This window comes from Sinomonas atrocyanea, from assembly GCF_030812675.1.
GTDB lineage: Bacteria > Actinomycetota > Actinomycetes > Actinomycetales > Micrococcaceae > Sinomonas > Sinomonas atrocyanea_B.
Window position 1 is genome coordinate 21,305 of record NZ_JAUSTE010000015.1, and the last position, 25,679, is coordinate 46,983.

General features: G+C 72.3%; 26 protein-coding genes, 1 tRNA gene and 1 other RNA gene. 19 read left to right on the plus strand and 9 right to left on the minus strand.

Features of this window, described 5'->3' with window-relative positions; genetic code table 11:
• Nucleotides 1-74: 74 nt before the first annotated feature.
• On the minus strand, nt 75-1,292 hold the full coding sequence (locus J2W20_RS17175) for an ROK family transcriptional regulator (protein WP_307008119.1): 1,218 nt from the start codon (nt 1,290-1,292) through the stop codon (nt 75-77).
• Between the two features lie 152 nt (nt 1,293-1,444).
• On the opposite strand from J2W20_RS17175, the gene J2W20_RS17180 reads away from it, so the two are divergent.
• From J2W20_RS17180 to J2W20_RS17225, 10 genes are all read left to right on the plus strand, one after another.
• The gene (locus J2W20_RS17180; RefSeq protein ID WP_307008120.1) at nt 1,445-2,509 is read left to right on the plus strand and encodes a Gfo/Idh/MocA family protein; all 1,065 of its coding nucleotides are present in this window, start codon (nt 1,445-1,447) and stop codon (nt 2,507-2,509) included.
• Nucleotides 2,506-3,312, plus strand: a complete 807-nt coding sequence (locus J2W20_RS17185) for a hypothetical protein (protein WP_307008121.1) — start codon at nt 2,506-2,508, stop codon at nt 3,310-3,312. The genes J2W20_RS17180 and J2W20_RS17185 overlap by 4 nt, the downstream gene beginning before the upstream one ends.
• 55 nt (nt 3,313-3,367) lie before the next feature.
• Complete coding sequence (locus J2W20_RS17190) at nt 3,368-4,675, plus strand: extracellular solute-binding protein (RefSeq protein ID WP_307008122.1); 1,308 nt, start codon at nt 3,368-3,370, stop codon at nt 4,673-4,675.
• A gap of 14 nt (nt 4,676-4,689) precedes the next feature.
• Nucleotides 4,690-5,646, plus strand: a complete 957-nt coding sequence (locus J2W20_RS17195; protein WP_373458045.1) for a carbohydrate ABC transporter permease — start codon at nt 4,690-4,692, stop codon at nt 5,644-5,646.
• Entirely contained in the window at nt 5,643-6,551 is a 909-nt protein-coding gene (locus J2W20_RS17200; RefSeq protein WP_307008124.1) for a carbohydrate ABC transporter permease, read from the plus strand. The genes J2W20_RS17195 and J2W20_RS17200 overlap by 4 nt, the downstream gene beginning before the upstream one ends.
• Before the next feature lie 57 nt (nt 6,552-6,608).
• Nucleotides 6,609-7,376: a sugar phosphate isomerase/epimerase family protein gene (locus J2W20_RS17205; protein WP_307008126.1), complete on the plus strand. Its 768-nt coding sequence runs from the start codon at nt 6,609-6,611 to the stop codon at nt 7,374-7,376.
• On the plus strand, nt 7,373-8,491 hold the full coding sequence (locus J2W20_RS17210) for a Gfo/Idh/MocA family protein (protein ID WP_307008127.1): 1,119 nt from the start codon (nt 7,373-7,375) through the stop codon (nt 8,489-8,491). The genes J2W20_RS17205 and J2W20_RS17210 overlap by 4 nt, the downstream gene beginning before the upstream one ends.
• On the plus strand, nt 8,488-9,627 hold the full coding sequence (locus J2W20_RS17215) for a Gfo/Idh/MocA family protein (protein ID WP_307008128.1): 1,140 nt from the start codon (nt 8,488-8,490) through the stop codon (nt 9,625-9,627). Before J2W20_RS17210 ends, J2W20_RS17215 begins: the two co-directional genes overlap by 4 nt.
• A 48-nt stretch (nt 9,628-9,675) precedes the next feature.
• Complete coding sequence (locus J2W20_RS17220; RefSeq protein ID WP_307008129.1) at nt 9,676-10,680, plus strand: sugar phosphate isomerase/epimerase family protein; 1,005 nt, start codon at nt 9,676-9,678, stop codon at nt 10,678-10,680.
• A gap of 79 nt (nt 10,681-10,759) precedes the next feature.
• A complete protein-coding gene (locus tag J2W20_RS17225) occupies nt 10,760-11,398 on the plus strand; it encodes a TetR/AcrR family transcriptional regulator (RefSeq protein WP_307008130.1) in 639 nt (212 codons plus the stop codon).
• 33 nt (nt 11,399-11,431) lie between these two features.
• Here the strand turns inward: J2W20_RS17225 and J2W20_RS17230 are convergent, their stop codons facing one another.
• Both J2W20_RS17230 and J2W20_RS17235 read right to left on the minus strand, forming a co-directional pair.
• Nucleotides 11,432-12,067 carry a LytR C-terminal domain-containing protein gene (locus J2W20_RS17230; protein WP_307008131.1) on the minus strand — a complete coding sequence of 212 codons (636 nt, stop codon included), beginning with the start codon at nt 12,065-12,067 and terminating at the stop codon, nt 11,432-11,434.
• A 7-nt stretch (nt 12,068-12,074) separates the two neighbouring features.
• Nucleotides 12,075-12,374, minus strand: coding sequence for a type II toxin-antitoxin system VapB family antitoxin (locus J2W20_RS17235; RefSeq protein WP_307008132.1), 300 nt, complete (start codon nt 12,372-12,374; stop codon nt 12,075-12,077).
• Between the two features lie 117 nt (nt 12,375-12,491).
• On the opposite strand from J2W20_RS17235, the gene J2W20_RS17240 reads away from it, so the two are divergent.
• Nucleotides 12,492-13,382, plus strand: coding sequence for a hypothetical protein (locus J2W20_RS17240; protein WP_307008133.1), 891 nt, complete (start codon nt 12,492-12,494; stop codon nt 13,380-13,382).
• A gap of 12 nt (nt 13,383-13,394) precedes the next feature.
• Here J2W20_RS17240 and J2W20_RS17245 read toward each other — a convergent pair whose 3' ends face one another.
• The 4 genes from J2W20_RS17245 to J2W20_RS17260 all read right to left on the minus strand — a co-directional run bounded on the left by J2W20_RS17245 (nt 13,395) and on the right by J2W20_RS17260 (nt 16,485).
• Complete coding sequence (locus J2W20_RS17245) at nt 13,395-13,898, minus strand: glutathione peroxidase (RefSeq protein WP_307008135.1); 504 nt, start codon at nt 13,896-13,898, stop codon at nt 13,395-13,397.
• Nucleotides 13,899-13,920: 22 nt separating this feature from the next.
• Nucleotides 13,921-15,096, minus strand: a complete 1,176-nt coding sequence (locus tag J2W20_RS17250) for a M23 family metallopeptidase (protein WP_307008136.1) — start codon at nt 15,094-15,096, stop codon at nt 13,921-13,923.
• A gap of 385 nt (nt 15,097-15,481) precedes the next feature.
• Nucleotides 15,482-15,566: transfer RNA gene (locus J2W20_RS17255), tRNA-Ser, on the minus strand.
• Nucleotides 15,567-15,699: 133 nt separating this feature from the next.
• Entirely contained in the window at nt 15,700-16,485 is a 786-nt protein-coding gene (locus J2W20_RS17260) for a hypothetical protein (RefSeq protein ID WP_307008138.1), read from the minus strand.
• Nucleotides 16,486-16,633: 148 nt separating this feature from the next.
• Here J2W20_RS17260 and ffs point away from each other — a divergent pair.
• The 5 genes from ffs (at nt 16,634) to J2W20_RS17285 (ending at nt 22,802) form a co-directional block, all read left to right on the plus strand.
• Nucleotides 16,634-16,730, plus strand: an RNA gene (gene ffs / locus J2W20_RS17265) — signal recognition particle sRNA small type.
• A 53-nt stretch (nt 16,731-16,783) separates the two neighbouring features.
• Nucleotides 16,784-19,690: a DNA polymerase III subunit gamma and tau gene (locus J2W20_RS17270; protein ID WP_307008139.1), complete on the plus strand. Its 2,907-nt coding sequence runs from the start codon at nt 16,784-16,786 to the stop codon at nt 19,688-19,690.
• A 9-nt stretch (nt 19,691-19,699) separates the two neighbouring features.
• Nucleotides 19,700-20,299, plus strand: coding sequence for a recombination mediator RecR (recR, locus tag J2W20_RS17275; protein ID WP_066494943.1), 600 nt, complete (start codon nt 19,700-19,702; stop codon nt 20,297-20,299).
• A 78-nt stretch (nt 20,300-20,377) separates the two neighbouring features.
• Nucleotides 20,378-21,403 (plus strand): isopenicillin N synthase family dioxygenase, encoded by a 1,026-nt coding sequence (locus J2W20_RS17280; RefSeq protein ID WP_307008140.1) that lies wholly within the window; start codon nt 20,378-20,380, stop codon nt 21,401-21,403.
• 85 nt (nt 21,404-21,488) lie between these two features.
• Nucleotides 21,489-22,802 carry an aspartate kinase gene (locus J2W20_RS17285; RefSeq protein ID WP_307008141.1) on the plus strand — a complete coding sequence of 438 codons (1,314 nt, stop codon included), beginning with the start codon at nt 21,489-21,491 and terminating at the stop codon, nt 22,800-22,802.
• Nucleotides 22,803-22,898: 96 nt separating this feature from the next.
• Here the strand turns inward: J2W20_RS17285 and J2W20_RS17290 are convergent, their stop codons facing one another.
• Complete coding sequence (locus J2W20_RS17290; RefSeq protein WP_307008142.1) at nt 22,899-23,129, minus strand: hypothetical protein; 231 nt, start codon at nt 23,127-23,129, stop codon at nt 22,899-22,901.
• A 58-nt stretch (nt 23,130-23,187) separates the two neighbouring features.
• Entirely contained in the window at nt 23,188-23,412 is a 225-nt protein-coding gene (locus J2W20_RS17295) for a hypothetical protein (protein WP_307008143.1), read from the minus strand.
• A gap of 86 nt (nt 23,413-23,498) precedes the next feature.
• Here J2W20_RS17295 and J2W20_RS17300 point away from each other — a divergent pair, with 86 nt between their 5' ends.
• The 3 genes from J2W20_RS17300 (at nt 23,499) to J2W20_RS17310 (ending at nt 25,576) form a co-directional block, all read left to right on the plus strand.
• Nucleotides 23,499-23,954, plus strand: a complete 456-nt coding sequence (locus J2W20_RS17300) for a MarR family winged helix-turn-helix transcriptional regulator (RefSeq protein ID WP_307008145.1) — start codon at nt 23,499-23,501, stop codon at nt 23,952-23,954.
• 86 nt (nt 23,955-24,040) lie between these two features.
• Entirely contained in the window at nt 24,041-24,571 is a 531-nt protein-coding gene (locus J2W20_RS17305; protein WP_307008147.1) for a serine protease inhibitor, read from the plus strand.
• Between the two features lie 57 nt (nt 24,572-24,628).
• Complete coding sequence (locus J2W20_RS17310) at nt 24,629-25,576, plus strand: 3-methyladenine DNA glycosylase (protein ID WP_307008148.1); 948 nt, start codon at nt 24,629-24,631, stop codon at nt 25,574-25,576.
• Nucleotides 25,577-25,679: the final 103 nt, after the last annotated feature.

The following is a 25,679-nucleotide window of genomic DNA, read 5'->3' on the forward strand; positions in this document are numbered from 1 at the left end:
GCCCATCATGGCCGCGCGGGGCGGGGAAAGCACGGATTCGCCACGCGGCCCTGCCGGCGGCGGGCGAGGCGGCGCTACCCCGCGCTCGCCGCGGCGAGCGTGGCCTCGACGCCGGCCGGGGAGAGGACGTGCTGGGAGACGAGCTGGCTCGCGCCCATGACGGCGGCCCGCTCGCCCGCGCGGGAGAGGCCGATCCGCAGGTTCGTGGTCGCCAGCGGCGGCGAGCGGTGGTAGACCACCTCGCGCACCCCGGCCATGACGTACTCCCCCGCGGCGGCCACCGAGCCGCCGATCACGATCACGCTGGGGTTGAGCAGGTTCACGCACGTGGCGAGCACCTCGCCGATGTCCCGCCCGGCCTGCCGCAGCGCCTGGACCGCGGCGATGCTGCCGCGCGAGGCGAGCTCCACGACGTCGGCCCCCGTGGCCGCCTCGACGCCCTGGGCGGCGAGGGAACGGGCGACGGCGGCTCCGGACGCGAGCGCCTCGAGGCACCCGACGTTGCCGCAGCGGCAGACGACGTCGGCGCCGCGTGCCACACGGACGTGGCCGAGGTCGCCTGCGGTGCCGTCGGCGCCGCGCTGGAGCTGGCCGCTCGAGATGATCCCGGACCCGATGCCGGTGGCCACCTTGATGAAGAGCAGGTCGTCCACCCCGGGCCAGAACGCGGCCCGCTCGCCGAGGGCCATGATGTTCACGTCGTTGTCGACCAGGACCGGCACGGGCAGCGAGCGCTGGACGAACCCGACCACGTCGAACCCGTCCCAGCCGGGCATGATCGGCGGCTTCACCGGCCGCCCGGTCGCGTGCTCCACGGGCCCCGGCAGCCCGATGCCCACGCCGGCGAGCTGCGACTGGGGGCGCTTGCTGTCGGCGAGGAGCCTGCGCGCGGAGTCGACCACGTAGCCGAGCACCGCTTCGGGCCCCTGGGCGACCGGCATCTGGGCCCGCCGCTCGGCCAGCACCTCGCCGTTGAGGTCGGTGAGGGCCACGCGCACGTGGCTCGCTCCGACGTCGACCGCGAGGACGGTGCGCGCCTGCGGGTGGAAGGCGAAGCGCGACGGCGGGCGGCCGCCGCTCGAGAGGGCCTCGCCGACGGACACCACGAGGCCGGAGCCCAGGAGGAGGTCCACCTTGCCCGCCACCGTGGAGCGGGCGAGGCCCGTGGTCATGGCGAGCTCGGCGCGCGTCCACGGCCTGCCGTCGCGCAGCAGCTGGAAGAGGTCGCCGGCGCGGCCGAGGCTGCCGCCGGCCTCGGGGGCCGCGGGCTGGGCGCTGGGTGGCGACGTCATGCCTCAGTGATAGCACGCCCCCTTCTGGATGTCACTCGCACCAAAGTGCGCCGATGATGTTGTGACTTTTGCTTGACGCTCGGCATAAGTGCTCCTAGGCTCCGAGTGAGGCAGCTCACAGGGACTGCCAGCCGAGCGTCGAGGAGCTCCAGATGCCACAGCCCGGAGAAGCCGCCGGATCCCCCACGATCGGCGTCGGCTTCCTCGGAGCGGGCCCCGTCACCCAGGCCATCCACCTCCCGAGCCTCGCCCGCCTGGGCGAGGCCTTCCACGTCGCCCACGTCATGGACGTGGACGCCGCGGTCGCGTCGGCCGTCGCGGCCAGGGTCGGCGCGGCGCCGTCGGCCTCCATGGACGCACTGCTCGGCGATCCCGCCGTCGACGTGGTCGCGATCTGCAGCCCGCACCAGTTCCACGCCGCCCAGGTCATCGCCGCGTGCCGCGCGGGCAAGAAGGCCGTGCTGTGCGAGAAGCCGTTCGCCGTCTCCGCCGAGGAGGCGGCCGAGATCGCCGCCGTCTCCGCCGAGACCGGCGTGCCGATCCTCGTCGGCGCGATGCACACCTTCGACCCCGGCTGGCTCGCCGCCGAGGAGCTCATGGGCGACCTGCCCCGGACCGCGCACACGCTGCGATCCTCGATCGTGCTGCCCCCGAACGCCCGCTTCGAGGACTTCGCGACCGAGGTGATCGCCCGCCCCGCCGCCCCCCACCGGGACCTGGGCGACCCCGCCGTCGTCGCCGCGATGCTCGAGGGCGGCATCCTGGGCCTCGCAATCCACGACCTTCCCCTCGTGCGCCGCTTCGTGCCGGACTTCGCGGACCTCGAGGTCCTGCGCGCCGAGATCGTGCGGCCGTTCGGCTACGTCATCCTCGTGCGCGCCGGGGGCCGGACCATCGAGCTCACCGCCGCGATGACGTCCACCTGGAAGCCGGACTGGACCTTCGAGGCCGTGGGGCCCGACTCGGCGCTCACGGTCACGTTCACACCCTCGTACGTCCAGGCCGGCTCCGCGGTCGCCGAGCTCACCACCGGGGGCCGCACCCGGACCGCCGGGCCGTTCGGGCACAACGGCTACGAGGGCGAGTGGCGGCGGATCGCCGGCATCGTGGCGGGCACGGAGCGCGCCCCGGAGGCCGCCGCACTCATCGACGACCTCCGCTTCGCCCTCGCGATCGTCGACGGCACCCGCTCCCACATCACGGAGGCCGCCGCATGAGCCCGCACCCCACGTTCACGGCCAGCGACGCCTCGGCCCCCGGTCTCGCCGAGATCGCCGCCTCGCTCCCGCTCTCGCTCGCCCCCGCCGACGCCGACGCGGCGCCGCAGCTCGCGGCGGTCGCCGGGTCGCCCGGATGGGCCCGGCGCGCCGGCGAGCTGCTCGCCGCCGACGCCCTCGCCGTCGTCGTCGGCCCGCCTACGGCGCACGACGACGCCACCCACCTCCCGGACGACGACGCCGGACGGGCAGTGATCGCCTGGGAATTCGCCTCCAATCCCGGGGTGGCCGCCGCGGCCGAGGCCGCGGGGCCGCTGCGGAGGCGCGCGGTGCTGGCCGAGTGCCGGGTCACCGTGCCCGACGCCGCCCTCCTCGACGGGGCGCTCCTCGATGCGCTCACGGCCTGCGGGCGGGTCTTCAGCGCGTTCGGCTCCCTCGGGGCGCTCCACGCCGGCCCCGGCGGGCGGCACTACGCCGGCCGGCTTGACGGCGGGGCCCCGCTCTCGCTCGCCCTCGTCGTCAGCGCCGCCGCGCCCGCGGCCCTGTCCCTGCGCCTCCTGACCGAGGACGGCGGCCTCACCGCTTACGTGCCGTCCGCCGCCACGGCTGCCCCGGCCGAGACCCGGATCGTCGGTCCGGACGGCGAGCGGCTGCTGCCGACCCTCTGGGAGACGTCCCGCCGCGCCAGCTGGCGGCGGGCCATTGCCCTCGCCGCCGGGGGCTCGGCCTCCGGGGACGTCGCCGAGTTCCACCGCACGGCCGCGCTCGTCCCGCCTCCGGCGGGCGGCGCGGGCCGCCCCTGAGTTCCCGTTTCGACCGCCATCCATCCGAGCACCTCAATGACGAAGGACACACGCCATGACCGCTTCCCGCACCACGTTCTCCCGCAGGGGCTTCCTCGGCCTCGCCGCCGCGGCCGCCGCCGTACCCGCGCTCGCGGCGTGCGGCGGCGGCTCCGCCTCCGGCGGGGGCAACGGGGAGATCAAGTTCTGGGACATGCCGTGGGGCACCCCGGCCTACAACGACGCGGCGAAGAAGCTCGTCGAGGGCTACCAGCCGGCCTCCGGCAACCTCAAGGCGAACTACCAGATCATCCAGTGGAACAACTTCTACCAGACGTTCTCCTCGGCCATCGCGTCCAAGACCGGCCCCGCCGTCTCGACCGGCGGCGGCTTCCAGGCCTTCCAGTTCGACCAGCAGGGGCAGATCGCCCACGCCGACGGCGTGATCGACGCAATGAAGAAGAACGGGATGTACGACGACCTCCTGCCCGGCGTCCTCGATCCGTTCAAGTCCGCCAACGGGTACGTCGCGGTCCCGTGGCAGCTGGACATGCGCGTCTTCTGGTACCGCAAGTCGCTCTTCGACCAGGCGGGCGTGGCCCTGCCGAAGGACTGGGCCACGCTGCTCGAGGCGGGCAAGGCGCTCAAGAAGATCGGGGCGTTCGGCTTCATGACCGGTGCCGGAGCCGGCAACAACTACGGCAACCACTCGATGATCATGATGATGGTCAACAACGGCGGCGGCGTCTGGTCCAAGGACGGCCAGCTCGACCTCATGAACGACCGCAACGTCGAGGCCATCGAATTCCTGCTCGAGCTGCGTTCCAACGGCATCATCGACCCCGCCTGCCTGGGCTACACGACGGACAACATGTCGGCGCAGTGGAAGGACAAGAAGGCCGGGTTCGGGCTCTTCCAGGTCGGGGTGCCCCAGCGCGTGGGCGACACCTCCGGCGACATCATGGTCGCCGACCCGATCGCCGGGCCGCACGGGGACAAGGCCACGATCGTCTTCCCGAACAACATCATGATGTACAAGAACACCCCCTCGCAGGCGTCCTCGGAGGCCTTCCTGGTCAACTACCTCGGCCAGCTCAAGGAGCTCTGGAAGCAGAAGCTCATGAACTCGCTGCCGGTCTTCAAGTCGATCACCGAGATCCCGGAGTTCGCCAACGATCCGAACAACGTCAAGATCGTCAAGGACTGGCAGCCCATCGCCAAGACCTTCGCCGCCCAGGGCTCCGCCCTCAACGCCAACCTCGCAGCGCTGGACGGCGGCCAGGCCCTGAACCAGTTCACGCAGACGGTCCTCACCGGCCAGACGGACGCCAAGAGCGCGCTGCAGACGTTCCAGACCAGCCTCCAGTCGGTCATCAAGTCCTGACCGGGGTGCCCACCATGACATCAACAGCCGGCATCGCCCGGGCCCGCAAGGGCCTGGGCCCGGGCGGCCCCGGCCGCGCCGCAGAACCCAATCGGAGGAGCAGGCTCAGCACCCAGGCGAAGCGGACCTTCTTCTGGCTCCTCCTGCCCTCGGTCATCCTGCTCGTCCTCATCCACGGCTACCCGCTCGTGTACGCCGCGGTCCAGGCCACGCACAACGGGTCCCTCATCGAGACCGGCCAGTTCGTGGGGCTCGAGAACTTCGCCGCCGTGCTGAACTCGCCGAAGTTCTGGAAGGCCGCCGAGTTCACGCTCGTCTTCACCATCGTGGGCGTGTTCGGCTCGTGGCTCGTGGGCATGGGCCTGGCCCTGCTGCTGCGAACCCGCATCCCCGCGGGCGGTACGTTCAAGGTGCTCCTCCTGTTGCCCTGGGTCGTGCCCATCGTGGTCTCCTCGACGGCGTGGAACTGGCTCGTGGCCACGCCGACGAGCCCGATCCCCACGATCTTCCGGGCGCTCGGCCTCGGCGCGCCCTACTTCCTCGCCGACCCGACGCTCGCCGCCATCATGGTGTGCCTGTTCAAGGTGTGGGTCAGCTTCCCCTTCATGATGATGATGACGAGCTCCGCCCTGGCCTCCGTGGACGGCACCGTCTACGAGGCGGCGAGCATGGACGGGGCCACCCGCTGGCAGCAGTTCACCGGCATCACGCTGCCGCTGATCGCGCGCTCCACCTACATCTCGTGGATCCTCATGACGATCTTCTGCGTCAACGACTTCCCGACGATCTACCTCCTCACCGGCGGCGGACCGGTCGACGCGACCACCTCGCTCGTGGTGCTGGCCTACCGCACGGTGTTCCAGGACTTCCAGACCGGCACCGGCGTGGCGATCGCCTTCCTCATGACCATGACCCTCGTGGTGGTCTCAGCCCTCCTCTACCGCCAGATCCGAAAGTCGAGCGTCGAATGAGCACCGTCCTGCACACGCACACGGCCACCGCTGCAGGCGGGGTTAACGCCGACGGAACGGGCGCGCGGCCCTCCCGGAAGCGCCGCACCGTTTCCGAGGCCGACCTGCGCGGGCGCTGGTGGCGCTTCGCGCTCATCCTCGCGATCACCGCCGTGGTCCTCATCCCGATCCTCGTCGTCGTGGTCCTCGCCTTCAGCCCGTCGTCGACGAGCAGCTCCACGGGGCCCACGTTCGAGAACTTCACGAACGTGTTCCAGGAGACCCTGGCCTCGACCTGGCTCAAGAACAGCCTCGTCGTGACCCTCGCGACCGTCCTCGTCTCCGTGGCGGTCGCCGCGCCGGCCGGCTACGTGCTCTCCCGTGGGCGCAGCCGCGCCGTGGCAGGGTATTCGCTGCTGCTGTTCGTCATGCAGTCGCTGCCGATCATCACCTCGGTGGTCCCGCTGTTCATCCTCTTCGCGACGATGGGCCTCGTGGACAACCTCCTGGGCCTGACGATCGTCTACGTGGCCTCCACGATGACCGTGGCGACCTGGATGATGGCCGCCTACTTCGACTCGATCCCGGCCAGCCTCGAGGAGGCCTCCTGGATCGACGGGTGCTCGGTCTTCGGCTCGTTCCGGAAGATCGTGCTGCGCAACAGCCTCCCCGGCGTGCTCTCGACCGCGATCTTCGCCTTCCTCCTGGCCTGGAACGACTACCTCGTGGCCATCGTGTTCCTGCGCTCGAACGAGATCTTCACCCTCCCCATGGGCGTGCAGTCGTTCTTCCAGCAGAACCAGACCGACTGGGGCGGCGTGATGGCCCTCGCCGTCGTGATGATGCTCCCGCCGATCATCGTCTTCGCCGCGCTGAACAAGTACTTCAGCGTGGGCGGCATCGGCGGCTCGCTCGCCGGCCGCTGACACGCCCTCCTCCCCCAGCACTCCCCCGCCCACGACCTCTGAGAGGACACTGTCCCCATGACGTACTCCGTGCAGCTCTACTCCGTCCGCGACGCGATCGAGGCGGACCTCCCGGGCACGATCGCCCGGCTGGCCCAGATCGGCTACACCCAGGTGGAGCCCTACAACTTCGCCGCCCGCGCCGACGAGCTCGCCGCGGCCTTCGCCGAGCACGGCATCACGGCCCCGACGGCGCACGCGCCGCTGCTGTCCGCAGACCAGGACGAGATCTTCGCCGCGGCGACGCGGCTGGGCATCGGCACCGTGATCGACCCGTACCTTCCCGCCGAGCACTGGCAGGACGAGGCGACCATCCGCGACACGGCGGCCCGGCTCAACGCCGCCGCCAAGAAGGGCGCCGAGCACGGCATCCGCGTGGGCTACCACAACCACGACTGGGAGATCTCCTCCAGAATCGGGGGCACCACAGCGCTCGAGTTCTTCGCGGGGCTGCTCGACCCCGAGCTCGTCCTCGAGGTCGACACCTACTGGGCCGCCGTGGGCGGGGAGGACCCCGCCGCGCTCCTGGCGCGCCTCGGCGACCGCGTCGTCGCGCTCCACCTCAAGGACGGGCCGGTGGACCACGACAAGAAGGCCCAGCTCCCCGCGGGCCAGGGCCGGCTCGACATCTGGGGCGTCATCGCCGCCGCGACGAGCCTCGAGGTCGGCGTCGTGGAGTTCGACGACTACGCGGGGGACATCTTCGAGGGCGTCGCGGAGTCCCTGCGCTACCTTGAGGCCGGCGAGCCGTCGTCGGCCGAGGCGGCCTCGGGGGCCGCGAAGTGAGCCGCGGGCCGGTCGGCGTCGCCGTCATCGGCGCGGGCGTCATCTCCAAGCAGTACCTCGACAACCTCACCGCGTTCCCCGACGTGAAGGTCCACGTCATCGCCGACCTCTTCCCCGAGACGGCCAAGGCCCGCGCCGAGGAGTACGGGATCGCCGAGCACGGCACCCCGGAGCTCGCGCTGAATCACCCCGACGTGGAGATCATCGTCAACCTCACGATCCCGGCCGCGCACGTCGAGGTCGCCACCGCCGCCGTCCGGGCGGGCAAGCACGTGTGGACGGAGAAGCCGTTCTCCCTCGACCGCGCCAGCGGCCTCGCGCTCCTGAAGGAGGCGGACGACGCCGGCCTGCGGCTCGGGTGCGCGCCGGACACCTTCCTCGGCGCGGGCCTGCAGACCGCCCGGCGCGTGATCGAGCGGGGCGACATCGGCGTCCCGCTCACGGCCCAGACGGTCTTCCAGACCCCGGGCCCGGAGTCCTGGCACCCGAACCCCGCGTTCCTGTTCCAGCCGGGCGCCGGCCCGCTGTTCGACATGGGGCCGTACTACCTCACGGCCCTCGTCCAGACCTTCGGCAGCGTGCGCCGGGTCGCCGCCGTGGGCTCGACGTCGCGCGCCACCCGCGTGATCGGCTCGGGCCCGAAGGCGGGCGAGGAGTTCACCGTGGAGGTCCCCACGCACGTGAGCGCCCTGGCCCAGTTCGAATCGGACGCGTCCTCCCACAGCATCTTCAGCTTCGAGTCCCCCCGGACCCGGATGGGCTTCGTGGAGATCACCGGGACCGAGGCGACCCTGTCGCTGCCGGACCCGAACTACTTCGACGGCGAGCTGCAGATCTGCAGGGCCGGCGAGAAGGAGTGGACCGCCGTCCCCACGGCCGGCCCCGCCAACGGGCGCGGCATGGGCGTGCTGGACATGGCCCGCTCGATCCGGGCCCGCCAGCCCCACCGCGCCACCGGGCAGCTGGCCTACCACGTGCTCGACACCATGGTCTCGATCGCGGAATCGGTCGACTCCGGCGAGTTCGTCCCGGTGGCGAGCAGCGCGCCGTCGTCCGCTCCCCTGCCCGAGGACTGGGCGCCCACCAAGGCGACCCTGGACGGGGTCCGGGCATGAGCCCCGGGACCGGGGCCCTCGGGGTCGCGGTGATCGGGTACGCGTTCATGGGCCGGGCCCACTCGCACGCGTGGCGCAACGTCTCTGCATTCTTCGACGTCCCGGCCATCGAGCAGAGGGTCCTCGTGGGCCGCCACGCCCAGGACGTCGCCGAGGCCGCCGCGAAGCACGGCTGGGCCGAGTCCGCGACCGACTGGCGCGAGGTGATCGCCCGCGACTACGTGCACATCGTGGACATCTGCGCCCCGGGGTGGATGCACGCCGAGATCGCCGTCGCCGCGCTCGAGGCGGGCAAGCACGTGCTCGTGGAGAAGCCGCTCGCCAACACCCTGGCCGAGGCGGAGCGGATGGCCGAGGCCGCCCGCGCGGCGCGGGGGCGCGGCGTCGCCTCGATGGTCGGCTTCACGTACCGGCGCGTCCCGGCGCTCGCGTACGCGAAGCAGCTCATCGCGGCCGGGCGCCTCGGCACGGTCCGGGAGGTCCGCGCCTCCTACCTGCAGGACTGGCTCGCCGACGAGGAGGCGCCCATGACGTGGCGGCTGCGCAAGGAGACGGCTGGCTCCGGGGCGCTCGGGGACATCGCCTCCCACGCGGTCGACCAGGTCCAGTACCTCCTCAACGACACCGTCACGGAGGCCTCCGGCCGGCTGCACACGTTCGTGGGCCGCCGGCCCGGCCCGGACGGGCCCGAGGATGTGACGGTCGACGACGCCGCCTGGGCCACGCTGTCTCTCGCCTCCGGGGCGGTCGCCTCGGTCGAGGTCTCCCGCGTGGCGACGGGGCGGAAGAACTCCCTGCGGATCGAGGTCTACGGCTCCGGCGGCGCGCTCGCCTTCGACCTTGAGCGGCCCGGCGAGCTCGAGTTCCTCGACGCCACCGCGCCGGCCGAAGAACAGGGCTTCCGCCGGATCGTCGTGACCGAGCCCAGCCACCCCTACATGGGCGCCTGGTGGCCGCAGGGCCACATGATCGGCTGGGAGCACGCCTTCACCCATCAGGCGCGCGACTTCCTGCTGGCGATCCGGGACGGGAACGCCCCGTCGCCCTCGTTCGAGGACGGCCTGCAGGTCCAGCGCGTCCTCGCCGCCATCGAGGAGTCCGCCGCCGCCAAGTCCGCCACCGTCCACGTCGGCTGAGCGAAGACCCCACGCTGGTCGAGCGAAGTAGAAACCCTAGGAGATCCCATGCCCCGCCCGTTCACCCTGTTCACCGGCCAGTGGGCCGACCTGACGCTCGAGGAGGTCGCCGGGCTCGCCGCGGGCTGGGGCTACGACGGCCTCGAGATCGCCGTCTCCGGCGAGCACCTCGACGCCGCCCGCTGGGACGATCAGGCGTACGTCGACGAGCGCCTGGGCATCCTCGCCCGCCACGGCCTGGAGCTCTACGCGATCTCGAACCACCTCAAGGGCCAGGCCGTGTGCGACGACCCGATCGACTTCCGCCACCAGGGAATCGTCGGCTCCGCCGTCTGGGGCGACGGCGACCCCGAAGGCGTCCGGCGCCGCGCCGCCGAGGACCTCAAGGACACCGCCCGCCTGGCCAGGGCGCTCGGGGTCAAGACCGTGGTCGGGTTCACCGGCTCGAGCATCTGGCAGTACGTGGCCATGTTCCCGCCCGTCCCCGCCGCCGTGATCGACGCCGGCTACCAGGACTTCGCCGACCGCTGGAACCCCATCCTGGACGTCTTCGACGAGTGCGGGGTCCGGTTCGCCCACGAGGTCCACCCCTCCGAGATCGCCTACGACTACGTCACCACCCAGCGCGCCCTCGAGGCCATCGGGCACCGGCCCGCGTTCGGACTGAACTGGGACCCCTCCCACATGATGTGGCAGGGCCTGGACCCCGTCGCGTTCATCACCGACTTCCCCGACCGGATCTACCACGTGGACTGCAAGGACACCCGGATGCGCATGGGCAACGGCCGGGCCGGGATCCTCTCCTCCCACCTGCCCTGGGGCGACCCCCGCCGCGGCTGGGACTTCGTCTCCGCCGGCCGCGGCGACGTCCCCTGGGAGGACTGCTTCCGCGCCCTGACCGCCATCGGCTACGACGGGCCCATCTCGGTCGAATGGGAGGACGCCGGCATGGACCGCCTCGTCGGGGCCCCCGAGGCCCTCGCCGCCCTGAAGAAGTTCGACTTCGCCCCCGCCACCGCCTCCTTCGACGCCGCCTTCAGCAACCAGACCTGACCCCGCGCCCGACGCGCCGTGGAGCAGCGGGCCCTAAGCCTCTGCCATTTTTGGTGACACATCGCCGTAAAATGAAGGTATGCCCCGCATCCAGGCCGAGTCGAACGCAGCCCAGCGAGCGCTCACGCAGCGCCGGATCCTCGACGCGTTCGGCCAGCTCCTGTTCACCCGCGGGCTGCCCGGGCTGACGATGACGGATGTCGCCCGCCAGGCCGGGGTCGGCCGGACTGCCGTGTACAACTACTACGCGGACATGGAGGAGCTGCTGATCGGCTACGCGCTCGACGAGACCGGTCGCTTCCTCGGCGACCTCAAGGCCAAGCTGTCGGGGCTCGAGAATCCGATCGACCGCCTGGCCGTGTACATCCGCGCGCAGGTCGAGGACCTCTCCCGCCGCCATCTGCCTCCCGGGCCGGCCATGCGGGCGGTGCTCTCGCCGTCGTCCTTCGCCAAGCTGGGCGACCACGTCGGCGAGCTCAACGCACTCCTGACCCAGATCCTCCGCGATGCGATGGCGCAGGGCTACCTCCCCGAGGCGGACGTCGACGAACTCGTGGGGCTCGTGCACGGCTCCCTGACGGCGAGCGCCGACCGGGGCCGCGGCGAGGACGAGGCGCCCGACGACGACGCCGAGCGCCGCACGGACGCCACCGTCCGCTTCATCCAGCTCGGCGTGGGCGCCAGGTTCGACCCCGAGGGCCGGCCCGTGCGCCGCTGAACCGCGGCGCCGCCCCCAGCGCCCCGGCAGTGCTCAGCCGCCGGCGCCCGGAGTCGCGGTCGGCACCGTGCACAGGATGGGGCCGGGCGTCTGGTCGACGAGCTTCGGGTCGGCCAGGGCCTTGAAGGCCGGACCGAGGATGAGGTCGACGCTCGCGTCCGCCCTGCCGTCGCGCACGTAGATGCTTCCCGGGACGTTGCGCTGGAGCGTGAACGCGGCGGCCTCCCCTGCGAAGCCGCCGCGCACCACCGCGGTGGCGCCGACGGCGAGGCGCTCGTTGCCCACATTCTTCACGGCGAAGGCGCGCTTCTTGAGTTCGCCGCCGATCTGGTTGGCGAGGCCGTCCCTGCCGGTCGCGTTGAGCACGTTGACCGTGACCTTGGCGGGCGGCAGGTAGTCGTACTTGCCGGCGGGGCAGGTGGCGACGGTGGGCTGGGAGGCCGGCTGCGGGAGGGTCAGGCGCCCGGAGATGACAGCCCAGGCCGTGGCCGCCCCGGCGACCACGAGGCCCACGAGGAGGGTGATCGCGATGCCGTGGCGGATCCTGCGCCACGTGCGGCTCGCCCGCTCGCTCGAGTCGGGCTCCTCCTCGAACTGGGTGCGCAGCTCCGTGCCGCTCACCACGTGGTGTCCGTGGTACTGGCTCAGGTCCTGGGGGCGGCGGGACACGGTGGCCTCACGCGTCGAGGTCCAGGATGCGGGCGTGGATGGCGGTGCGCTGGTGCAGCGCCGTGCGGACCGCCCGGTGGAGGCCGTCCTCGAGGTACAGCACGCCCTTGTACTGGACCACGTGCGGGAACAGGTCCCCGAAGAACGTCGAATCCTCGGCGAGCAGCGCCTCGAGGTCGAGCGTGCGCTTGGTGGTCACGAGCTCGTCCAGCCGCACCGGGCGCGGCGGGAGGGCGGCCCAGTCCTTCGGCGTGTTGTAGCCATGGTCCGGGTAGGGGCGCCCCTCGCCCACCGCTTTGAAAATCACGGCTCCAGCCTAGGCGCGCGGGGATCGGGGCCGCAGCGCCGCGGAGCGCGGCGGCGGGCATTGTGGCCAAACGGTTACTCGCGTTCCCGGCGGCCGTCCCGATGGGAGAATGGGGCCATGGAGACCGCACCGCCCTTTGCCCTGCTGCTCGACGTGGACGGCCCGATCGCGAGCCCCGTGACGCGCACCGTGAAGCCCGAGATCATCGCCCTCCTGAACGAGCTCGGCGCGGCCGGGATTCCGATCGTCTTCAACACGGGCCGCTCGGACGCGTTCATCCGGGGGCAGGTGATGGACCCCATGGTCGCCGCGGGCATGTCCGAGGACCTCATGGTGCACGCCGTGTGCGAGAAGGGCGCCACGTGGTTCTCCTTCACCGCCCACGGCGCGGGCACGGTGCACGTGGACCACGGCCTGGCGGTGCCCTCCGCGTTCGCCGACGACGTCCGCGGGCTGGTGGCCGCGAGCTACAGCGGCCACATGTTCTTCGACGAGACGAAGCGCGCCATGGTCTCGGTGGAGCAGCGCGTGGACGTCTCCAACGCCGACTACCGCGCCGAGCAGGAGCGCTTCGACGCCGACGCGATGCGCCTCATGGCGCGCCACGGCCTCGGCGCCACGCGGCTGGACCACCACGTGCCCGGCAGCGACGACTCGGTGGACTACCGGGTGGACCCCACGATCATCTCGACCGACATCGAGTCGGTGCGCCTGGGCAAGGACCTCGGCGCCGCCCGCGCCTGCGAGCGCCTGCGCCGGGACGGGATCGTGCCCGAGGCCTGGTACACGATGGGCGATTCGCGCACCGACTATGCGATGGCGGACTGGCTGCACCACAACGACCACACTGTGGCGCACGTCGACGTCCGCCCCGCGGACGGCGTGCCGGAGAAGCCCTACCAGATCCTCACGTCCGCCTACCTGGGCCTGGGCCCGGAGGTGATCCACGACGACGCCGGCCTCGCCTTCCTGACGCGGTGGCGGGACGCGCTGGCCCTCGCCGGCTGACCCGCCGCGCTCTCAGGCGGCCGGGACCTCCGCGGGGAGGACTGCCTCGATTGCTGAGCGGAGCTCCGCGGAGTCCGGCTCCACCGAGGAGCGGAACCGCCCCACCACCTGGCCCTCGGGGTCCACGAGGAACTTCTCGAAGTTCCACTTGACCTTCTCCCCGAGGTCGTCCCCGGCGGGGTACTGGGTGAGCGCGGCGTAGAGCGGATGCTGGTTCTTGCCGAGGACGTCGGACTTGGCGGCGAGCGGGAAGGTGACGCCGAAGTTGACCCGGCAGAACTCCTCGATCTCCTCGGCCGTTCCCGGCTCCTGCCCCGCGAACTGGTTGCAGGGGACCCCGAGGACCACGAGCCCGCGGTCCCTGAATTCGCGGTGGAGGGCCTCGAGGCCGTCGTACTGGCGGGTGTACCCGCACTTCGAGGCGACGTTCACCACGAGCACAGCGTGGTGCGCGAACGCGCCGAAGGTCGTCTCGGTGCCGTCGTTGAGGGTCAGGGCAATCTCGTGCAGGCTCACCGGCCCAGTCTAGGCTCCCGGGTCAGCAGGGCTGTGGTGCGGTCGCGGTGGGCGTCGGGCTGGGGGTCGGCGACGGCGTGGCGGGCGCCGTCGGGACCGCCGTCGCGACGCAGGTGGGGAGCGCCGTTGCGGTGATCGCCGGGGCGGAGGCCGTGGTCCCGGCGGAGGGCGTCGGGGTGGGCGTCGCGCTCGGGGTGGGGGTCGGCGTCGGCTGCGGAGTGGACCCCACCGTGGGCGTCGGCGTCGGCGTCGGGGTCGGCGCGGGGGCCTTGCTCGGGGCGGGCGACGGCGTGGGGCTGGCCGTGCTGGGCGCGGAACCGGCCGCAGGCGGCGGCACCGCGACGGTGCTCGGCGGGGCGGCGGGCGGCCCGGCCGGCGTCGGGTCCTTGAGCGGCGGCGGGGTCGGCGCCGTCGGGGCCCGGGTGATGCTCTCGCCCGGTGCGGGCTCGGCGGTGAGGACGGGAATGGCCCAGTCCTGCCGCTCGTTGGTCGACTTGCCGTCCTTCGGCGTGTAGTCGGTGACCTGGACGGGGCCGAGCGGGCCCTGCTGCGAGATGGGGATCAGCGTGAAGCTCATCGGGTCGACGTACTTGCCGTCCTTGATGGTCTCGAAGTGCAGGTGGCACCCGATCGCGGACCCGGTCTCGCCGACCAGCCCGATGACCTGGCCCACCTCCACCGACTCGCCGGTCTTCACGGCGGCGCCGAGCATGTGGTTGTAGGTGGTGACGAGCCCGTCGCCGTGGTCGATCTCGACCCGGTTCCCGCCGCCCCAGGGGTGCCAGCCCGCGGCCCGGACCACGCCCGCATCGGCCGCGTAGACGGGGGTGCCGCACGGTGCGGCGAAGTCCTGTCCCCAGTGGAACTCCCCCGGCTGCCCGTTCAGGGGGCTGACCCGGTATCCGAACCCGGACGTGGGGGTGAGCGTGGTCAGCGGCGCGTAGAGCTTCCCCTCCGCCGGCCGGTGCATGTCCGTCTGCGCGACGATCACCGGCGAGACGTGGCCCGCCGCGAGCGAGCCGACCGCCGTCCTGTAGAACGGGACGACGGCGCCGGGGTCGGCGGTGACCGGACCCGGGAAGACATCGTCCGCGAGCGCCGGAGCGGCGCTGAAGACCAGGACGGCTGCCGCCGCCGCGATGCCGGCGCCGGTCCGGGCGCGCAGGCGGGACAAGGACGCAAAGAGGCCACGGGCCATCAGACTCCCCAATCAGTCGTGGCGCCGCCGCAGCCCGGCGCACCCTCACATTGTCAGCACCGCCGCCCCCGCGTGGCTAGGGCCGGTGGCCTGTGGATCGGCTGGGAATTGCACGCTAGGGCCGCGCCGTGAAGGGCAGGACCAGCCGGGAGGGGTGCTGGGCGTCGCGGTAGATCGCGAAGGGGTACGCCGCGACAGCGCTCAGCGGGATCGCGCGGTGGCCGCCGGCACCACCCGGGTGACCTTCACGCGTCCTAGCCGTCCCGCACGGACCTCATGAAGGACTGCTCTGCGACGAGGGCTGAGCCGACGACGCCCCGCAGATGCAGAACACCCCCGGTCGGCAGACCGGGGGTGTTCTCCTTGTCCTTCGGACATCCACGCGCGGAGGATGGGGGATTTGAACCCCCGAGGGCGTTAACCCAACACGCGTTCCAGGCGTGCGCCATAGGCCGCTAGGCGAATCCTCCAGGTGTGCTCGCAAGAGCAGGCTCCAGAATACCCGACGGCGGCGCGAGCGCCGAATCGGGGTGCCGAGGCCGCGCACGACGGCGGCGACCCGCCCTCCGCCCGAGGCGGGCACCCGCCGTCGTGCGCACCGCCTCAGGCGTAGGCGAGGCTCAGGAAGAGCGCGCGCAGCTGCTCTCCCTCAGGGCCCGCGTACCAGGCCTTCGCCGCGCCGATGCTCCCGAAGGGCGCGTCGGTGAAGACCACGTGCGCCAGCAGGAAGCCGTTGGGGAGCTCGACCGCGCCGCCCGTCGTCGCCGTGTCCGAGGCGCTGAGCGGCCCCGATTCGATGCCCATGCTGTACCACGTGCGGCCGTCCGGGGTTGTGTCCGCATAGAAGGCGTAGACCGCCTGGCCGCGCTGGTCCGGAAGGGGCACCTTGGCCTGCTCGATGATGGTCCGACTGCCCACGGGCCCCGCCGCCCCGCCCGCGTACATGCCGGAGTGGACGGTGGCGAGCTCGTTGCCGGTCGCGTCGCGCACCGTGGCGATCTTCGAGTCCAGGCCTCCGTCGGGGAGCGTGGGGCCCTGCGCCACGCTCACGGTCCAGCCGGCCGGGTACTCGAACGAGAGGTGGCCGTCGGGGAATGTGAACTTCTTCAGGGCCGGGGCCGGTGCCGCCGGCGCGGGCGCCGACGGGGCGGCAGAGGGCGCGGCGCTGCTCGGAGGCGCCGCGGTCGCGAGTCCCGTGGCCGATGCCGTCGCGGAGGCGGAGGCGGAGGCCGATGCCGGCGTCGCCGTCGACGCCGGCGTGGTGCCGCTGGGCGATGGAGCCCCTCCCCCGCACCCTGCCAGTGCGAGGGCCGCGATGGCCCCGACCATCCCGGCGCCGAGCCTGCGGGCCCCCGCCCGCCCGGCCCCCACAGATGCGATGTTTCCCACGATTTTCCCCCTGGTGCTGCTGGTGTGCGGCCCCGGGTGCGGGGCCTGATGACTGCATATCACGGGGGCGTGCGGCGACCTGCGTGTCGCGCCCGCACACGCCGCGGGACCCGATTCGGGCCTCGCCCGGAACTGGGCTACGATGGATCCCAGCCCCTCATGTGGCGTCATCCTGCTGAACTCCCCCAGGACCGGAAGGTAGCAAGGGTAAGTGGGCTCTGGCGGGTGCATGAGGGGCCTTTTCCGTACCTGTGGATAACCGGGCTGGGTGTCGGCCCCGATTGGTAGGGTTTCTGACGTGAATGCTCCAGCTGCCCTCTACCGCCGGTATCGGCCGGACACGTTCCAGGACGTGATCGGGCAGGAGCACGTGACCGAGCCGCTCATGACGGCGCTGCGGAAGAACCGCGTCAACCACGCCTACCTGTTCTCCGGGCCGCGCGGCTGCGGCAAGACCACCTCGGCGCGCATCCTGGCCCGCTGCCTCAACTGCGAGCAGGGCCCCACTCCGGAGCCGTGCGGGGTCTGCCCGAGCTGCGTCGAGCTCGCGCGCGGGGGCGCCGGCTCGCTCGACGTCATCGAGATCGACGCCGCCAGCCACGGCGGGGTGGACGACGCGCGCGACCTCCGCGAGCGCGCCACCTTCGCCCCGGTCCGCGACCGCTACAAGATCTTCATCATCGACGAGGCCCACATGGTGACCTCGGCCGGGTTCAACGCGCTCCTGAAGATCGTCGAGGAGCCGCCCGAGCACATCAAGTTCATCTTCGCCACCACCGAGCCGGACAAGGTCATCGGCACCATCCGCTCGCGCACGCACCACTACCCGTTCCGGCTCGTGCCGCCCGAGCCTCTCATGGCGTACCTCGAGCAGCTGTGCACGGCGGAGCATGTGCCGGTCGCGCCGGGCGTGCTCTCGCTCGTGGTCCGCGCCGGCGGCGGCTCTGTGCGCGACTCCCTGTCCGTGCTCGACCAGCTCATGGCCGGCGCCGGGACGGGCGGGATCGACTACGAGCTCGCCGTCGCGCTCCTCGGGTACACGCACGCGGCCCTGCTCGACGATGTGGTGGACGCCATGGCCGCCGGTGATTCCGGCACGGTGTTCCGCGCCGTCGACCGGGTCATCCAGACCGGCCACGATCCGCGCCGCTTCGTCGAGGACCTGCTCGAGAGGTTCCGCGACCTCATCATCGTCCAGGCGCTGCCGGACGCTGCCGAGTCGATCCTGCGGGGCATTCCCGCGGACCAGCTCGCGCGCATGCGCGTCCAGGCACAGAACCTCGGCGCGGCGGAGCTGTCCCGGGCCGCCGACGTCACCAACGGCGCCTTCAACGAGATGACGGGTGCGACCTCACCGCGCCTGCACCTCGAGCTCCTGTGCGCGCGCCTCATGCTCCCCGCGGCCGATGCGACCGAGCGGGGCTGGGCGGCGCGCGTCGATCGGCTCGAGCGGCGCCTCTCCTTCGCGCACGACGACGACCGGCCGGCCTCCGCTGCACCTGCGGTGGACGCGCGGAGCGAACCCCCGGTGGCCGAGCGGAGCGAAGCGGAGTCGAAGCCCGCCCCCGCACCCGCCATCCCGGTGGTTGAGCGGAGCGAACCCCCGGTGGTCGAGCGGAGCGAAGCGGAGTCGAAGCCCGCCCCCGCACCCGCCGCCCCGGTTGCCGAGCGGAGCGAACCCCCGGTGGTTGAGCGGAGCGAAGCGGAGTCGAAACCCGCCCCCGCACCCCAGCCGGCCCCCGCGGCACCAGAGCCCGGCGACCGCCCGGCACCCGAGGCGCAGCATGGCGGCGCGGGCAGCGTGGAGATGTTCCGCCGCGCCTGGCCGGACATCCTCGACACCCTCGCGAAGGTCAAGCGCAGCACCTGGGCGCTCGTGGGACCGAACGCGTCGGTCGCCGGCTTCGATGGCCGTACCCTGGCGCTCGCCTTCGGCACCTCCGGCCTGGCCTCGGCCTTCAGCCGCGGCGACCACTCGGCGAACCTGCACACGGCGATCACGTCGGTGCTCGGCGTCGACTGCCAGATCGATGCCGTCACGGGCGGCAACGGCCCCGGTGCCCCCGCGGCAGGGGGCGGGCAGCGCCCAAAAGCGCCCGCTGAGCCGCGTCGGGGCACGCCTGCGCCCGAAACCGCCCCGCGCCCGGAGCCGTCCGCCCAGGGTGCGGCCGAGCCGGCGGCCAGCAGCGCCCCCGCAGAGCCCGCGGACGCGTCCTCGGTCGGCGCCGCCCCGTCCGCTGCGGACATCGCCTGGGGCCTTGCGCCGGAACCTCAGCCCGCGCCCTCCGCGCAGCAGGCTCCCCCCCAGACAGCGCCCGCACCGGACTCGGCCCCCCAGGCTCCGCGGACGCCCGCAGCCCAGGGCCCGCGTCCCGCTGCGGCGACTCCCCAGGCCGGGGCCTCCCCGCGGGACTCGGCACCCGGGAACCCCTCGCGGCAGGATGCTGCCGCGGGCCGCCCGGCGGCCCCTGCCCCGCGCCCTGCCGCCGCCAGCCCCTATGACGACATCCCCTTCTCCGATGAGGAGCCGCCCGGCGACTGGGACGAGCCGTACCCCGAGGATGACGGCCGCCCCGCTCCCCGGCGTCCCTCCCAGTCCCCCGCGCCCGTGTCCCGGCCGCAGGCACCGGCGGCCCCCGGCGCTGGTGCGCCCGCCCAGGAGCCCCGAGGACCGCGGCACGAGGCCCCCGCCGAGGCCCCGAAGGATCCCTGGGCCTACGCCCGGGAGAGCACCCCCGGCGTCTGGAGCATCGGCACAGAGCCGAACACCCGCTCCGACGACGCTCCCGCGGGGGCCAGCCCGGCGTCGTCGTCCGCACCCGGCGCGTCGTCCGCATCGGGCGGGGCCGCGTCGCTCCAGCCGACGGGCGCCCCCCGCCAGGCCCCGGCCGCCACGGCGGTCGCCGCCCAGCCGGCCTACGAGCCCGCCGCGGCCCAGCCGCCCCAGCGCGCACCCTCCGGCCAGCCCGACGCGGGCCGGAAGCTGAGCATGTACGAGCGGCTCAGCCGCAAGGCCGCCGCGGAACAGGCGCAGGCCCAGCCCCAGCAGGCGCCGCCGCGGGAGTACGTCGAGGACATCGCGAGCGCGGACGACGAGACGATCGAGCACTCCGCCCTGTTCGGGCGCGCGGCCGTCGAGCGCATTCTGGGTGGAAAGCTCATCGAGGAGCGGGGCCTGGACGGCACTGTCATTCCCCCGCGGTAGCGTAGTGGGGTGTATGAAGGCGCAGTCCAAGACCTGATCGACGAGCTCGGCAGGCTCCCCGGCATCGGCCCCAAGTCGGCCCAGCGGCTCGCCTTCCACATCCTGGAGGCCGACGCGGAGGACATGAAGCGCCTCGCCGCCGCGATCGTGGGCGTCAAGGAGCGCGTGAAGTTCTGCCAGATCTGCGGGAACGTCTCGGAGCAGGACACGTGCGCGATCTGCCGCGACCCACGCCGGGACCCGAGCGTGATCTGTGTGGTGGAGGAGTCGAAGGACGTCCTCGCCGTGGAGCGCACCCGCGCCTACCGGGGCCGGTACCACGTGCTCGGCGGCGCCATCAATCCGATCGCGGGGATCGGCCCGGACCAGCTGCGCATCCGCGAGCTGCTCACCCGGCTCAACGACGAGCAGGTCACCGAGATCATCCTGGCCACGAACCCGAACCTCGAGGGCGAGGCCACGTCCACGTACCTGGCGCGCATGCTCAAGTCCATCGGGGTCAAGGTCACCCGCCTCGCCTCCGGGCTCCCTGTGGGCGGCGACCTCGAGTACGCGGACGAGGTCACCCTGGGCCGGGCCTTCGAGGGCCGGCGCAGCGCCATCGGCTGAGCGGGCGGCCATAATAGCGCACCGGCGGTTCATGACAGATTGTTAAGCGCCCGCGCGAAGCTGACGCATGCTGGATCCATGAGCACTGCACGCACGTCCATCCCGGTCCTCGACCTCTCGACCGCGAGGGGCGCCGACGGCGCCTTCACCGCCGAGTTCCTCGACGCGCTGCGCGACGCGACCCACAGCGTCGGCTTCTTCCAGATCGTCGGCTACGGGGGCCGGCCGGGCCAGGATCAGGAGCTCCTCGACACGGTCGCCGAGTTCTTCCGCCTGCCCCTCGAGGACCGGCTCGCCCTCGACAACCGCAACTCCGCCCAGTTCCGCGGCTACACGCGGCTGGGCACCGAGGTGACCCGCGGCCGCGCGGACGCCCGCGAGCAGATCGACTACGGGCCCGAGCGCACGCCGCTCGAGCACGTCCCCGACGACCGGCCCTACCTGCGCCTCCAGGGGCCCAACCAGTGGCCCGCAGCCTTCCCCGCCCTCGAGAAGGCCGCGATGGAATGGGCCGAGCTCATGTCCGTGGTCGGCGCAGAGCTCCTCTCCGCGATCTCCGTCTCGCTCGGGCTGCCCGAGGACCACTTCGCGGAGCCCTTCGCCGGGACGCCGGCGTGGATGGGCAAGCTCGTGCACTACGTCGGGACCGGAGTGGTCCCCGAGGCTGGCCAGCAGGGCGTGGGCCTCCACGCCGACTACGGCTTTGTCACCCTGCTGCTGCAGGACCAGGTCGGCGGCCTCGAGGTCCAGCCGTACGGGCAGGAGGAGTGGATCGACGTCCCGCCCACGCCGGGCGCGCTCGTGGTGAATCTGGGCGAGATGCTCGAGGTCGCCACGGACGGCTACCTCATGGCCACGATCCACCGCGTCACCGCACCCCCGGCCGGGGTGGACCGCTACTCCGTGCCGTTCTTCTGGTCCCCGCGCCTGGACGCCGTGATCGACAAGGTCGAGCTGCCCGCCGACCTCGCCGCCCAGGCCCGCGGTGTCTCGGACGATCCCGACAACCCAATGCTCTCCTCCTACGGCGAGAACGTCCTCAAGGGGTGGCTGCGCGCCCATCCGCAGACCGCGCGGATCCACTACCCCGAACTCGCGGGGTAGCGGTCACAATTCACCCGGCTCTGGGGCCGAAGCGTAAACTGGCTGGGACCCCTGAAGTGTCTAGCCCCCCTGTGAGTGTGCCCGCATGTCGTTGCCCCTCGAAGTGCCTGCCCGGCAGCTGATCGTCCAGAAGTTCGGCGGCTCCTCCGTCGCGGACGCGGACGGCATCAAGCGGGTGGCCCAGCGCGTGGTGGAGACGCAGCGCGCCGGCAACGAGGTCGTCGTCGTGGTCTCGGCGATGGGCGACACCACGGACGAGCTCCTCGACCTCGCGTCCGAGATCACCGACAGCGCCCCGGCGCGCGAGATGGACATGCTCCTCTCCGCCGGCGAGCGCATCTCGATGGCGCTCCTGGCGATGGCCATCACCCAGCTCGGCGCGCGGGCGCAGTCGTTCACCGGCTCGCAGGCCGGCATGATCACCGACGGCATCCACGGCAAGGCCCGCATCATCGACGTGGATCCGCACCGCGTCCGGACGGCCCTGGACAAGGGCAACATCGCGATCGTCGCGGGCTTCCAGGGCATGAGCCGCGAGAGCCACGACATCACGACCCTGGGCCGCGGCGGCTCGGACACCACTGCCGTGGCGCTCGCGGCCGCGCTCGACGCCGACGTCTGCGAGATCTACACGGATGTGGACGGCGTCTACACGGCCGACCCCCGGGTGGTCCCGGCCGCGAAGAAGATCGACCGCATCTCGAGCGAGGAGATGCTCGAACTCGCGGCCTCCGGCGCCAAGATCCTCCACCTGCGCTGCGTCGAGTACGCGCGCCGTTTCGGGGTACCTCTTCATGTGAGGTCCTCGTTCAGCCAGCATGAAGGGACCTGGGTGCTGCCCAGCCCCGATGACAAGATCACCATCAGCGAGGGAGTCGCCTTGGAACAGCCCATCATCTCCGGCGTCGCGCACGACCGCTCCGAGGCCAAGGTCACCGTGGTGGGCGTCCCGGACATCCCCGGCAAGGCCGCCGCGATCTTCCAGGTCATCGCCAAGGCGCACGCCAACGTCGACATGATCGTGCAGAACATCTCGACGTTCGGGCGCGGCAAGACGGACATCTCGTTCACGCTCCCCATCGTCGAGGGCGCGGACGCGCTCGAGGCGCTCAAGGCGGCCCAGGGCGAGATCGGCTTCGAGGACATCGAGTACAACGCCGAGATCGGCAAGCTCTCCCTCATCGGCGCCGGCATGCGCTCCAACCCCGGCGTGTCGGCAACGTTCTTCCAGGCGCTCTCGGATGCCGGGATCAACATCAACATGATCTCGACCTCGGAGATCCGCATCTCCGTGGTCACCCGGGCCGACCTCCTCGACGCCGCCGTGCGCGCGATCCACTCGGCCTTCAACCTCGACGCCGAGTCCGAGGCCACCGTCTACGGCGGCACCGGCCGCTGAGGCCTCCGCCGGCCGGGCCGCAGCCGGAAGCACGACGACGGCCGGCACCTTCCGTGCGGAAGGTGCCGGCCGTCGTCGTCCTCGCCCGAGGCGGAGTCAGTGGTGGGTCATCGGGGGCCTCTCGTCCTTGCGGACGGCGTAGTGGTGTCCCTCGGAGTCGGTCTCGACGTCGAACGTCAGCAGCTCGGACTCGGAGGCCTGCTCGAAGTCGTCGTGCTTGTGGACCACCGGCGCTCCGATGTCGCTGTGCGATGCGGGCCCCCAGACCGCAGCGGCGCGGTCGGTGAGGTGCGTGAAGGCATCGAGCACCCTGTGCGAGTGGGGCATCTCGTATCACCCCCTTTCGGTACGGGCATTGTACGCCCGGGGGTGATCGGGGGGATGGTCAGCGCAGCGACTGGTCCCCGGGGTCCTTCGGGACCACGTAGGTGCTGCCGTCGGGACGCGTGACGGTCTCGAACTGCTGCGCCTCGGCCTCGCGCTGGAGCAGGAGGCTCTTGTTCGCCTCGGTCATCTCGTGCGTGGCCGAGCTGCGGTTCGCGGGGCCGAAGAAGAAGCGCAGCTTCCCCGTGGCACGCATGAACCTCTGGGCGAAGTTCTCCTCCGACATGGCGTCTTTCCTTCCTCACACCGGATACCCAGATAGTACCCTCATTATTAGTGGACTAATTAATCGAAGGTCATCGAAAGGCCACAATGAACGACGACGACCTCCTCCTCGAGCGGCAGCTCTGCTTCGCGCTCAGTGTCGCGAGCCGCAGCGTCGTGGCCTCCTACAGGCCCGTGCTCGAGAAGCTCGGCCTCACCCATCCGCAGTACCTCGTGATGCTGGCCCTCTGGGAGCGGTCCCCGCGCACTGCGAAGGACATCAGCGAGGCCCTCCTCCTCGAACCCGCCACCGTCACCCCGCTGCTCAGGCGGCTCGAGGACGCCGGATTCGTCACGCGGGCGCGGCAGCAGGGCAACGAGCGCGCTCTCGACGTCGCCCTGACACCCAGGGGCCGCGCCCTGCGGGAGCAGGCCCTCGCGGTGCCCACCACGATGATGGCCCGGCTCGGGATCAGCCGGGAGGAGGCGGCCGAGCTCCACGGCTCGATGATGCGCCTCATCGCCGCCGCGCAGGCCAGCCGCGAGGCCGAAGCCGCCGTCTGATTCCGCTCCCCTCCCCTCCCGCACCGTGGAGGGCCCCCGCGCAGCCGGCCGTGGCACAGTGGAGACATCACGCCAGGAGGGAAGCCATGCGGTTCATCGGTCGTCTCGCGGTCCCATCACTGCTGGGGCTGGCCGCCGCCACCGTGGTGCTCGCCGCGTGCGCCCCGGGGCCGCAGCGCCCGCCGGGAGGCGGCCCTTCGCAGCCGTCCGCATCGTCGAATCCCTCCGCGGCCGCACCGGGCGCCGTCCCGTCCAGCACCGCCGGCCGCACCCCGGGCGCGGCCACAGCGGAGCTGCAGGTCGTCGTCGTGCGTGCCCCCGGCGAGCCCGAGCAGCGGTGGACGCTGCGCTGCTCCGGCGCCGACCTGCTCCCGGGAAGCACCCATCCCACCGGGGCCGCGGCCTGTGCCCTGGTAGCCGCGCGCCCGGAGGTGCTCGCCCCGCCACCCAAGGATCAGGTGTGCACCCAGCAGTACGGCGGCCCGGAGGTCGCCACCGTGACGGGAACGGTGAACGGGACGCCCGTGGACCGGCGGTTCACCCGCACCGACGGCTGCGGGATCTCGGCCTGGAAGGTCGCGGTCCCCCTCCTCGGCGCGCCGGGCGGCGCCGTCTAGCCGCAGCCTGTCCCGCCCAGTGGTGCGGGCCCCGAGACCTCGGGGGATAATTGACCGATGCCCTCCCCCGCCCCCAGCCCCGCTGCGTCCGTGTGCGCCGTCCTGGCGCAGGACGAGTGGCTCCCGCGCGCTCAGGCCCATGCTGCGCGGGCGGCACGCTTCGCCGAGCCGTTCGTCGACCGGCGCAACGCGCGCAGGAAGCACCCGATCGAGGACTTCCTCTTCACGTACTACACCCACAAGCCCGGGCAGCTGGGCCGCTGGCACCCGGGCGCAGGGGTTGCCCTCGTGGGCGAGGCCGTGCGGGAGCGCCTGGACTGGAAGCACTACCGCCCCCTCACCCCCGACGAGCGCGCGGCGGCCGGGATCCCGGAGGATGCCCCGGCCGTGGTGCTCGACCTGCCCGAGTACGCCGCCGAGCGGGAAGAGACGGTCCGGTTCTGCGGGATCATCCTGCGCGGAACAGCATCCCGCCCTGCGAACTTCGGCTGCTTCGGGCTGCACGAGTGGGCGATGGCGTACCGGAGCGAGAAGTTCGGGATCCGGCACGAGTACCTTCCGCTGCGGCTCGGCGCGGACGGGACGGACCGGGTGGTCGAGGAGCACCGCATCCGCTGCACGCACTTCGACGCGTTCCGCTTCTACTCGCCGGACGCCGCCCCGCTCAACGAACTCCAGCCCACCCGCGCCAGCCAGCGCGACCTCGAGCAGCCCGGCTGCCTCCACGCCAACATGGACCTCTACAAGTGGGCGTACAAGCTCGGCCCCGCCGTCCCTGGCGAGCTGCTCATGGACTGCTTCGAGCTCGCGTGGCGCGTGCGGACCATGGACATGCAGGCCTCTCCGTACGACCTCTCAGACTGGGGCTTCGAGCCGATTCCGATCGAGACGCCGGCCGGGAAGGCCGCGTACGTCGAGGCCCAGCGCGGCTTCGCCTCCGAGGCGGCGGCCCTGCGGGAGCGGCTCACCGCAGCGCTCGCGCCCCTCGAGGCCGTCCTCGCCTGAGGCACCTAGCCCTTGGACGGGCGCGCGCTGCGGCGGAGCTGACTCCCCGACGCTGGAAGTGGCTCCTCGACGCGGACTGCCCCGCAGCCTCCGTCGTGCGACG